General features: G+C 74.1%; 10 protein-coding genes and 1 pseudogene. 7 read left to right on the top strand and 4 right to left on the bottom strand.

Annotation, left to right across the window (positions count from 1 at the left end; translation table 11 throughout):
• The first annotated feature begins 79 nt into the window (after positions 1-79).
• Positions 80-934: a spermidine synthase gene (locus tag L1885_RS16540; RefSeq protein WP_235797887.1), complete on the top strand. Its 855-nt coding sequence runs from the start codon at positions 80-82 to the stop codon at positions 932-934.
• Positions 935-1,022: 88 nt separating this feature from the next.
• Here L1885_RS16540 and L1885_RS16535 read toward each other — a convergent pair whose 3' ends face one another.
• From L1885_RS16535 to L1885_RS16525, 3 genes are all read right to left on the bottom strand, one after another.
• Positions 1,023-2,300, bottom strand: a complete 1,278-nt coding sequence (locus L1885_RS16535) for an MFS transporter (RefSeq protein WP_235797886.1) — start codon at positions 2,298-2,300, stop codon at positions 1,023-1,025.
• Positions 2,301-2,376: 76 nt separating this feature from the next.
• Positions 2,377-3,222 carry an SDR family NAD(P)-dependent oxidoreductase gene (locus tag L1885_RS16530; protein ID WP_235797885.1) on the bottom strand — a complete coding sequence of 282 codons (846 nt, stop codon included), beginning with the start codon at positions 3,220-3,222 and terminating at the stop codon, positions 2,377-2,379.
• 214 nt (positions 3,223-3,436) lie between these two features.
• Complete coding sequence (locus L1885_RS16525; protein WP_235797884.1) at positions 3,437-3,850, bottom strand: winged helix-turn-helix transcriptional regulator; 414 nt, start codon at positions 3,848-3,850, stop codon at positions 3,437-3,439.
• A gap of 322 nt (positions 3,851-4,172) precedes the next feature.
• Here L1885_RS16525 and L1885_RS16520 point away from each other — a divergent pair, with 322 nt between their 5' ends.
• Positions 4,173-5,066, top strand: coding sequence for an NADP-dependent oxidoreductase (locus L1885_RS16520; protein WP_235797883.1), 894 nt, complete (start codon positions 4,173-4,175; stop codon positions 5,064-5,066).
• A 165-nt stretch (positions 5,067-5,231) separates the two neighbouring features.
• Here the strand turns inward: L1885_RS16520 and L1885_RS16515 are convergent, their stop codons facing one another.
• Entirely contained in the window at positions 5,232-6,293 is a 1,062-nt protein-coding gene (locus tag L1885_RS16515) for a DUF8017 domain-containing protein (RefSeq protein WP_235797882.1), read from the bottom strand.
• Between the two features lie 176 nt (positions 6,294-6,469).
• On the opposite strand from L1885_RS16515, the gene L1885_RS16510 reads away from it, so the two are divergent.
• The 5 genes and pseudogenes from L1885_RS16510 to L1885_RS16490 form a co-directional block, all read left to right on the top strand.
• On the top strand, positions 6,470-7,144 hold the full coding sequence (locus tag L1885_RS16510; protein WP_235797881.1) for a DedA family protein: 675 nt from the start codon (positions 6,470-6,472) through the stop codon (positions 7,142-7,144).
• 197 nt (positions 7,145-7,341) lie between these two features.
• Positions 7,342-8,565 (top strand): cytochrome P450, encoded by a 1,224-nt coding sequence (locus L1885_RS16505; RefSeq protein WP_235797880.1) that lies wholly within the window; start codon positions 7,342-7,344, stop codon positions 8,563-8,565.
• Positions 8,566-8,643: 78 nt separating this feature from the next.
• A complete protein-coding gene (locus tag L1885_RS16500; protein ID WP_235797879.1) occupies positions 8,644-9,657 on the top strand; it encodes a segregation and condensation protein A in 1,014 nt (337 codons plus the stop codon).
• A complete protein-coding gene (scpB, locus tag L1885_RS16495) occupies positions 9,654-10,304 on the top strand; it encodes an SMC-Scp complex subunit ScpB (protein ID WP_235797878.1) in 651 nt (216 codons plus the stop codon). The genes L1885_RS16500 and scpB overlap by 4 nt, the downstream gene beginning before the upstream one ends.
• A 26-nt stretch (positions 10,305-10,330) precedes the next feature.
• A pseudogene (locus L1885_RS16490) lies at positions 10,331-10,471 on the top strand (hypothetical protein); the annotation flags it as partial.

Raw genomic sequence — 10,471 nt, 5'->3', positions numbered from 1 at the left:
CGGTCGCGCGGCCTGCGCGGTGCGGGACGGCGGGCGCCCCGGGCCGCGCCGGGCGCCCGCCGTCCGCGACAATGAGGCGGTGAGCGAACCGACCGAGCCGGTACCCGTGACGCGCGCCGTCGACTCCGGCACCGCCCGCCTGCTGCCCGACCTGGACGGCGAGCGGGCCTGGCTGCTGACGGTCGACGGCGCGCCCCAGTCGCACGTCGACCTCGACGACCCCGAGCACCTGGAGTTCGAGTACGTGCGGCGCATCGCGCACGTGGTGGACACCGCGGCGCGGCCGGGCGGGCCGCTCGCCGTCGTGCACCTCGGCGGCGGCGCGCTCACCCTGCCGCGCTACGTCGCCGCCACCCGGCCCGGCTCCGCGCAGGACGTCGTCGAGTACGACGGGGGCCTCGCCGACCTGGTCGCCGAAGTGCTGCCGGTGCCGTCCGGCAGCGGGATCACCGTGCACCGGGCCGACGCCCGCCGGTGGCTGTCGGCCGCGCCCGCGGCCTCGGCCGACGTGATCGTGGGCGACGTGTTCGGCGGCTCCCGCATCCCCGCTCACGTGACGTCGGTCGAGTACGCGCGCGAGGCGGCTCGGGTCCTGCGCCCCGCCGGCGTCTACACGGCCAACCTGGCCGACGGCGCTCCCTTCGCGTTCCTGCGGGCCCAGCTGGCCACCTTCGCGGCCGTGTTCGAGGAGATCGCGCTGATCGCCGAGCCCGCGGTGCTGCGCGGCAGGCGGTTCGGCAACGCGGTGCTCGTGGCGTCCCGCGGGCCCCTGGACACCGCGGCGCTCGCCCGGCGCACCGCGGGGGACGCGTTCCCCGCGCGGGTAGAGGAGGGCGAGGCCCTCGGGCGCCTCGTCGCCGGGGCGCGGCCCGTGCGGGACGAGGACGCCGTTTCATCGCCCCGCCCGCCGGACGGGGCCTTCAGCATCGGCTGACCGGCCGCGCGGCAGCGCCCGTTCACACCCGGAGCCGGAGCCGGAGCCGGAGCGGGAGCCGGAGCCGGAGCCGGAGCCGGGGCCGCCGTCAGACGGAGTCCGCCGCGGTCGCCGCCGGCCCGTCGGCCCCGCTCGCGGCCGCCTTCGCCGCGTCCACCGGGCTCGCGGGCTCGCGCCGGCGGATCGTGCGCACGTCGCCGACGAACAGCACCGCCACCGTCAGCAGCACGGCCAGGGCCGCGGCACCCCACAGCGAGGCGCTACGGCCGAACGCCCCCTGTGCCGGGCCCGCGAGCGCGGTCGCCACCGGCACCAGGGCCATGGAACCGAGCCAGTCGTACGACGAGACCCGCGACAGCTTCTCCTCCGGGATCTCCTGGTGCATCGCCGTCATCCAGCCCACGCCGAAGACCTCGACCGACGCGCCCGCCACGAACATCGCGGCCGTCAGAAGGGCCGCCGACACCGGCACGGCGAGCGCCGCCAGCGGCAGCGCGAACGGGAAGATCCCGAGCGTCCCCGCCAGGAGCATGCGCCGGGGCTGCCACCGCGTCATCACGAAGGCGCCGAGCAGCGTGCCCGCGCCGAACGCGGCGTTCGCCACGCCCCAGGGCCCCGCACCGCCGTAGTGGTCGCGCGCGACCAGCGGCCCGTACACCGCCTCGCCCGCCACCATCACCGCGTTGACCACGGAGAACTGCGCGACGATCGCCCACAGCCAGGGCCGCGAGACGAACTCGCGCCAGCCGTCGCGCAGATCGGCCAGCACCCCGGCGCCGGGCGCGCGCGCCGGCACATGGCTCAGATCCAGGAACGACCGCAGGGCCCCCGACACGAGGAACGTCCCGGCGTCCACGACCAGCACCCAGCCGGGGCCGAGCCAGGCCACCAGCGCGCCGCCGGCCGCGGCGCCGCCGATCGTCGCGCCGTTCACGGCCATCCGGTACACCGCGAACGCACGGCCCGCGCGCGCCGGATCCACGCTGGAGAGCAGCAGGCCCTCGTTGGCCGGGCCGAACAGGGCCTGCCCCGTCCCGCCGAGCGCCGAGAGGGCCGCCATCTGCCACAGCGGGGCGTGGCCGAGCAGCACCAGCGCCCCGAACGTCCCCTGCGAAGCGAAGTTCAGCGCGTTCGCCGCCACCATCACCCGGTGGCGCGGGATTCGGTCCGCCAGGGCGCCGCCGACCAGTACGAACAGCACCATCGGCACCGTGCGCGCGGTGGCCACGAGGCCCACGTCACCGGCTGTGCCGCCCGTGGAGAGCACGGCGAAGGCCGAGGCGATCAGAGCACCCTGCGAACCGAGCTGCGAGATCACGGCGGCTGCCGAGAGCAGGGGGTAGTTGCGGGAGCGGAGGCGGGACACCCTGGGACTGTGATCGAGCGGGAGCGCCGGCGCAACGGTTTTTTGCCGCCGGGCCCCCCGGCCGCCGGGGCGGGTGTCAGCCGTCGACGCCGTGCGTCACGGCCGACCAGTCGTCGAGGTCCTTGATCCGGGCGTTGAGCGCGGCACGCATCCCGCTCTCGGCCTGCCTGCCGAGGGCGAGCCGCAGCGGCGGGCGGTCGGAGTCGACGGCGGCGAGGATCGCCTGCGCGGTGCGGGCGGCCGAGGCGTAGGCCTCGGGCCCCGCCTCACCCAGTGCCTTCTGCACCGCCCGCACGGTCCGGTCGTAGTCGTCCTCGTGGCCGGCGAAGGCCAGATTGGCGCCGAAGGACGTGGCCGTGGGACTGGGCTGCACGAGCGTGACCTTGATTCCCAGCGGCTCGACCTCTGCCGCGAGCGCGTCGGACAGGCCCTCCACGGCGTACTTGGTGGCCGCGAGCATGCCGAGGCCGGGCAGGGCGAACTGGCCGTACAGCGACGAACCCTGAAGGATGTGCCCCGACCTCTGGGCGCGCAGGACCGGCAGGACCGCGCGCAGCACGTTGAGCACGCCGAAGACGTTGGTGTCGAAGACGGCCCGCGCCTCGGTGTCCGAGGCTTCCTCCACCGCGCCGAAGAGACCGTAGCCGGCGTTGTTCGCGACGACGTCGATGCCGCCGAACGCCGTGACCGTGCGGCTGACGGCGTCGCGCAGCGCCGGCTCGTCCCGGACGTCGGCGGCGAAGACGGCGAGCGTGTCCGGATACGCGCCCGCCAGGTCGGTGAGCGACGTGACGGTGCGGGCGACCGCCGCGACGAAGTCGCCGCGCGCGAGCGCGGCCGCGGTGAGTTCGTGACCGATGCCGGAGGAGGCTCCGGTGATGAACCAGGTCCTCGCGGAGCCGTTCTGGGTGTTTGTCGCCATGTATGCAACGGTAAATACCGGTCTGCCCGAGGGCAACGCGCGGGCGGCGGCGCCGGGACGCCGGCGGGCGGGCACCGCGCGGCCGTATCGACAGAGCGACATGCCGACGAGCAGCCGCACCGCCGCGCTCCTGCACCGCCGCGCTCCTGCACCGCCGCGCTCCTGCACCGACCGCGGGCGTGCCGCGGCGAGGCGGGCGCCGGAGCGGGCGGGGTCAGTGGGAGGGCGCCGCCTCGTCGAAGGCCGCCCGGTTCGCGCTGATCTCGCCGTGATGGGTGCCCGCCCAGTCGACCAGGATCGTGACGGCGTCGAGCAGCGTGGCGCCCAGCGGCGTCAGCGCGTACTCCACCCTCGGGGGCACCTCGGGATACGCGGTGCGGCTGACGAGGCCGTCACGGCGCAGTTGGCGCAGGGTGTGCGTGAGCATGCGCTGGGAGATCCCCGGAACCGAGCGCTGCAGGTCGGTGTAGCGCAGGCAGCCGTGCTCCAGCGCGCCGATCACGAGCACGGTCCACTTGTCGCCGGCCCGGTCGACGATCCGGCGGATGTCCTCGCCCTTCTCCACGGGCCAGCGGGCGCACGGCCCCCCGGTCACCACGGCCCGCCCGTCCGCCGCGCCTTCGTGCATGACGCACCCGCCCTTCCTGTTGCGCACACGCCTGTGCCTTTTGTAGCGCCGTCCACGCTGACTCATCATGGGGTTACGCACCCATCGTAAGAAACCACGTCACGGGCGTACAGCCGGTGTGTGCCCGGCGGCGTCGACGACCGGCAACCGGCCGGCGTCAGGCGTCCGGCGCCGCGTCCCGGCGGGGCCCGGCCGTTGCCGGTGTGCGTGTCCCCGCCACCGTCGCCACCCCCGTCCCCACCCCCGCGGCGGGACCGCCGCCCTTCACCTCCGGCGGCGCCCCGGCCCGCCCCCGTCCCTGTGCAGAAGGAAGACCATGCCCATGCGTGCTGCGACCGTCACCCGCTTCGGCGGCCCCGAGGCAGTGGAGATCACCGAACACCCGACACCCGTGCCCGGCCCCGGGCAGGTGCGCATCAGGGTGGGCGCCGCCGCGCTGAACCCCGTGGACGCCGCCATGCGGTCCGGGGTCTTCGGCGGTGAGGGCCCCGTCGGCCTGGGCTTCGACGTGGCCGGAACCGTCGACGCCGCCGGCGCCGGCACCCGCTGGACCACGGGCGAGCGCGTCATCGCCCTGGCCACGGGCCACCACAAGCCGCTGGGCACCCACGCCGACCACATCGTCCTGGACGACGCGGTGCTCGCGCCGGCCCCGCGCACCCTCGACGACATCCACGCGGCGACGCTCCCGCTGAACACGACGACCGCGTCCCAGGCGCTGCGCCTGCTCTCCCTGTCCCCCGGGCAGAGCCTGCTGGTCACCGGGGCGGCGGGAGGCGTCGGCGCCCACACCGTGGAACTCGCCCACCGCCAGGGCCTGAAGGTCACCGGGCTCGACGCGGACGTCCACGAGGAGTTCCTGCTGTCCCGCGGCGCCGACCACTTCCTCGCCCGCGGGCAACAGCCCTCCGCAGGCGGATTCGACGGCGTGCTCGACGCGGCGCGGCTGGGGGCCGACGCGCTCGCGGCCGTCCGGGACGGCGGTGCCTACGCCGGCCTGTGGCCGGGCCAGGAGCCCCGCTCCGAGCGCGGCATCCGCGTCGAGGCCCTGGCCGTACGGGCCGACGGCGCCCTGCTCGCCGAGCTGTCCCGGCTCGCCGACCTGGGCGTGCTGCGGGCACGCGTCGAGCGAACGTATCCCCTCCGCGACGCCGCCGAGGCACATGCGCGACTGGCGGAGGGCGGTCTGCGCGGGCGCATCGTGCTCGTGCCCTGACCCGGCCGCGGTGGTGGGCCCGGTGGGCACACGGCGTGGTCCTCCGCTCCCGGCGACCGTGCCGCGCGGCACGGGGCCGGCCCCCGGCCCGTGCTCACCTCGGCGGGTGGGCGGGCGGTCGCCGGCGATCACCTCGTCCGGTCCGCCGGCCGCTGCCCGCGGCGCTCACTCCACCGAGCCGGCGGGCAGCCGCACCGTGCTCAGGATCTGCATGATCGTTTTGTCCGGCAGCTCGCCCTTGACGCCGTGCGCCGCGTAGAGCACCCACGTCGTGTAGTCGCCCTTGCCGTTGATGAAGGTGAACGCGATCGTCTTGCCGTCGCTGTCGCACTTCTCGTGCTTGGTCAGGCCCTTCGTCGTGGCGATCGCGTAGCTCCCCTTGACCCCGGACTTCGTGGTGTAGGGGACGGCCTTGCCGACCTTGATCTTCTGGTGGACGGTCTTGGCCGGCTCGTGCTGCCCGTACGCGGCGAACGCCCAGGTGCCGGCCTCCGCGACGGCCGCGCTGCCGGTGTCCTTGGCGCCCTTGCCGCCCTTCGTTCCCGCGGCGGCGAGCGCGGTGTCGTCGGTGCCTCCGCCGGACGACTTCGCCTCGCACCACTTCGGCTGGAGCTCGGCCGGCGAGGAGAACAGGGCGAGCGCCGAGCCGTCCCCCTTCTTCTCGTTGTCGAAGCCCTGGAACGTGCTGGGGGACTCGACGTTCCAGCTGGGCGGAACGTCGAACTCCGTCGCGTGCGTCGGATTCGAGACGACCTTCCAGCCCGCGACCGTCGGCTTGGCGCCCGCCGAGCCGCCGCGCGGGTTGTCCGCGGGGCTCGACGCGGGCGCCGGGGGCGCCGGGAGGGGGGACTTGCTGGGAGCCGCGGAGACCGTGTCCGCCTGCGAGTCCTTCTTGTTCACCACCAGGTAGCCGCTCACGCCCGCCGCCGCGAGGACGGCCACGGCGCAGCAGACCGCGATCACCGTCGTGCGGCGCCCGCCGCGCCCCGGCTTCTGCGGCCCCTGGCCGCCCGGCCCGCCGTACAGCGGCACCGTCGGCTGCTGGTACGGGTTCGGCTGGGGCGGGTACCCCTGCTGCGGGTAGCCCGGCTGCTGGTACGGCTGCTGCGCGTACGGGCCCTGCTGCCCGGCAGGGCCGAAACCTGGCTGCTGGTACCCCGGCTGCTGGTACGGGTTCTGGTTTCCTGCGTTCTGCTCGCCCCCGGGCGGCTGCTGTCCTGGCCACATGACGGGTAACGATAGATGCGGGCGGGCCTCGTTGGAGTCGCCGTGCTGTCACGGTCCTGTCGCAGCCCGTGTCAAGGGCGGGCCGGGGGTGAATTCCGGCCACGTCGGAGGGCCTGCCGCAACCAGGTAGGCTGATCCGACCAGGGCACGGGGGACATGAGCGGGAGGGACCTGCGTTGGACGTCCAGGGGTGGCTCGAGACCGTTCCTGCGGTGAGCATCTACCTGCTGGTGGCGGTCGTCATCGGGGTCGAGAGCCTCGGCATTCCGCTGCCGGGCGAGATCGTCCTCGTCGCGGCGGCACTGCTCGCCTCGCAGCACGGCCACATCGATCCGTACGTGCTCGCCGCCTGCGCCTCCATCGGCGCCGTCGCCGGCGACTCCACCGGTTACGCGATCGGCCGCAAGGGCGGCAGGCCGCTGCTGGCCTGGCTGGCCAGGAAGTTCCCCAAGCACTTCGGCGAATCCCATGTCGCCGTCGCGGAGCGGTCGTTCGAGAAGTGGGGCATGTGGGCGGTCTTCTTCGGCCGCTTCATCGCCCTCCTGCGCATCTTCGCCGGGCCGCTCGCCGGCGTGCTGAAGATGCCGTACTGGAAGTTCCTGATCGCGAACCTCCTCGGCGGGGTCGTCTGGGCCGGCGGCACCACACTCGTCGTCTACGAGGTGGGCAAGGTCGCCGAGGACTGGCTGAAGCGGTTCTCGTACGCCGGCCTCGGCGTGGCCGTGGTGGTCGCCGTCGCGTCGATGCTCGTCGTCAAGCAGCGGACGAAGAAGGCCGCGGCGAAGGCGGAGGCCGCCAAGGCGGCCGAGCAGGCCGACGCCGCCCCCGTCGCCTCCACCCTGGGCGACTGACCTCCACGGGGACGTTCTCCGCCGCGGCGGGGCCCGGGCGCATGCCGACCGGGCCCCGCCGTTTCGTGCGGTCCATGCACCCACGCGTGCGAGATGTCGCCTCAACTGGCCAGGAGTCGGCTGTCACCGGTCAGTTACGGTCAATAGCCTGTGCCTCGCCGACCGCTACCGGTCACCAGACGCGAGGGGCAGCCACCATGGTCACCGCACAGCCGATCCCCGACATCCTGTCGCCCGAGTTCGCCGCGAACCCGTATCCGGCCTACCGGATGATGCGGGAGAGCGCCCCGCTGATCTGGCACGAGCCGACCAAGAGCTACCTGATCTCCCGCTACGACGACGTCGAGCGCGCCTTCAAGGACAGGGACTCCGCGTTCACCACGGACAACTACAACTGGCAGATCGAGCCCGTGCACGGCAAGACGATCCTGCAGCTCAGCGGGCGTGAGCACGCGGTGCGGCGCGCACTCGTCGCCCCCGCGTTCCGCGGCTCCGAGCTGGAGCAGAAATTCCTCCCCGTGATCGGCAGGAACGCGCGCGAGCTGATCGACGGCTTCCGGGGCACCGGCTCCGCCGACCTGGTGGACGACTTCGCGACCCGCTTCCCGGTCAACGTGATCGCGGACATGCTCGGACTGGACAAGTCCGATCATGCGCGCTTCCACCGCTGGTACACGGCGGTCATCGCCTTCCTCGGCAACCTCTCGGGCGACCAGGACGTCATCGCGGCGGGCGAGCGCACGCGCGTCGAGTTCGCCGAGTACATGGTCCCGATCATCCGGGCCCGGCGCGACCGGCTCGGCGACGACCTCCTGTCCACGCTGTGCCGCGCGGAGGTCGACGGCGTGCGCATGAGCGACGAGGACATCAAGGCCTTCTGCAGCCTCCTGCTCGCCGCCGGCGGCGAGACCACGGACAAGGCGATCGCGTCGATCTTCGCGAACCTGCTGCTCCACCCCGACCAGCTGGCCGCCGTGCGGGCCGACCGGAGCCTCATCGCCCGGGCGTTCGCGGAGACGCTGCGCTTCACCCCGCCGGTCCACATGATCATGCGGCAGGCGGCGAGGGACGTCGAGGTCAGCGGCGGCACGATCCCCGCCGGAGCGACCGTGACCTGCCTCATCGGGGCGGCCAACCGGGACACCGACCACTACCGCGACCCCGACACCTTCGACATCTTCCGCGACGACCTCACCACCACCACCGCGTTCTCCGCGGCCGCCGACCATCTCGCCTTCGCCCTCGGCCGCCACTTCTGCGTGGGCGCGCTCCTCGCCAAGGCCGAGGTGGAGACCGGAGTCGACCAGTTGCTCGACGCGATGCCGGACGTCCGGCTCGCCGACGGCTACGACCCGGTCGAGCAGGGTGTCTTCACCCGCGGCCCGAAGTCGCTCCCGGTCGTTTTCACCCCGGTGTCCTGAGCGGGACGGCGGGCCGGCCCGGTGCGCCGGACCGGCCCACCGCGCACGCCCTTCCCGCGGCCCCCCGCGTCCTGGGCCGTGCGGGCGCCTGACGCCGCGTCCGGGGCGACGGCGCCCGCCGCCGTGCCGCCCGAGGACGACCAGGAGACCCCCGGCGGGCCCCGGAGCCCGGAGGGCACCGGTGCCGACGGCGGCCGCGGTGCCCCCGGGCGGCCCGGTGACGACACGGCGGACGCCTCGGGGGACGACACGGCGGACGCCGCGGCCGCCGAGGCGGACGACGGGCGCTTCACCGTGCGGCTCGTCAACTTCGAGGGCCCCTTCGACCTGCTCCTCCAGCTCATCTCGAAGCACAAGCTCGACGTCACCGAGGTCGCGCTGTCCAAGGTCACCGACGAGTTCATGGCCCACATCCGCGCCATGGGCCCGGACTGGGACCTCGACCAGACCACCGAGTTCCTGGTCGTCGCCGCGACGCTGCTCGACCTGAAGGCGGCCCGGCTGCTGCCCGCCGCGGAGGTCGAGGACGAGGCCGACCTCGCGCTCCTGGAGGCGCGCGACCTGCTGTTCGCCCGCCTCCTGCAGTACCGCGCCTACAAGGAGGTCGCCGCGATCTTCGCGGCGCGCCTCGACGACGAGGGCCGCCGCTACCCGCGCACGGTGGGCCTGGAGCCCGGCCTCGCGGACCTGCTGCCCGACGTGGTGATCCGCATCGGCCCGGAGGGCTTCGCGAAGCTCGCCGTCAAGGCGATGCAGCCCAGGCCCGAGCCGCAGGTCTACGTCGACCACATCCACGCGCCGCTCGTCTCCGTGCAGGAGCAGGCCGGGATCGTCGTCGGGCTGCTGCGCGAGCGCGGCCGGGCAACCTTCGAGGAGCTGACCGCCGACACCGACGACACCCTCACGGTCGTCGCCCGCTTCCTCGCCCTGCTGGAGCTGTACCGGGCCCGCGCGGTCGGGCTCGACCAGGAGGAGGCGCTCGGCCTCCTCGTCGTCCACTGGAGCGGACCGCAGGACGGGGCGGAGATCAGCGTGGGTGAGTTCGATCTCGTTTCCGGGACCGTCGAGCAGGAGCAGGAGGCAACCGCGTGAACGAGCCGCAGGCCGCAGGGCCCGTCCAGGAGCTGCCGCTCGGCCCCGCCCTGGAGGCCGTCTTGATGGTCGTGGACGAGCCGGCCACCGAGGAGCACCTCGCCAAGGTCCTCGGGCGCCCCCCGCGGGCCGTCGCGGACGCGCTGCGCGCCCTCGCCGACGAATACACCGCCACCGGGCGCGGCTTCGAGCTGCGGCTGGTCGCCGGGGGCTGGCGCTTCTACTCCCGCGCCGCCTACGCGGCGGCCGTGGAGGGCTTCGTCCTGGACGGCCAGCACGCCCGGCTGACGCAGGCCGCGCTGGAGACTCTCGCCGTCGTCGCCTACCGCCAGCCGGTCAGCCGCTCGCGGGTCTCGGCGGTGCGCGGAGTGAACTGCGACGGCGTGATGCGCACCCTGCTCCAGCGCGGTCTGGTGGAGGAGGCGGGCGCGGAGGCCGAGACAGGTGCGATCCTGTACAGGACGACGAATTACTTCCTGGAGCGCATGGGCCTGCGCGGCCTCGGTGAACTGCCCGAACTCGCGCCCTTCCTCCCCGAGGCGGACGCGGTCGAGGCCGAGTCGCTGGAAGGGGTTCCGTCGTTCGATCCGGACGCTCCGGATACAGCGAACACCCATGCAGGCGACGAGACGACGACGGATATCTGATGCGAAGCAGCGGCAGCGGCAGGAACGACCGGAACTCCCGGGGCGCGGGCAACCTCGCCGACCTGGCCTCCGCGGGCGGCCTGCCCGGCAAGCGCCTGGTCGCGGGAGTGGTCGACGGGCGCAATGTCTGGATCAACGACCTGGGGGCGTCCCTCGCCACGCTCGGC

The organism is Streptomyces fuscigenes (assembly GCF_021556455.1).
Taxonomy (GTDB): Bacteria; Actinomycetota; Actinomycetes; order Streptomycetales; family Streptomycetaceae; genus Streptomyces; species Streptomyces fuscigenes.
Note: the sequence above shows the minus strand (reverse complement) of the source record. Positions and strands in the feature narration are given on the sequence as shown.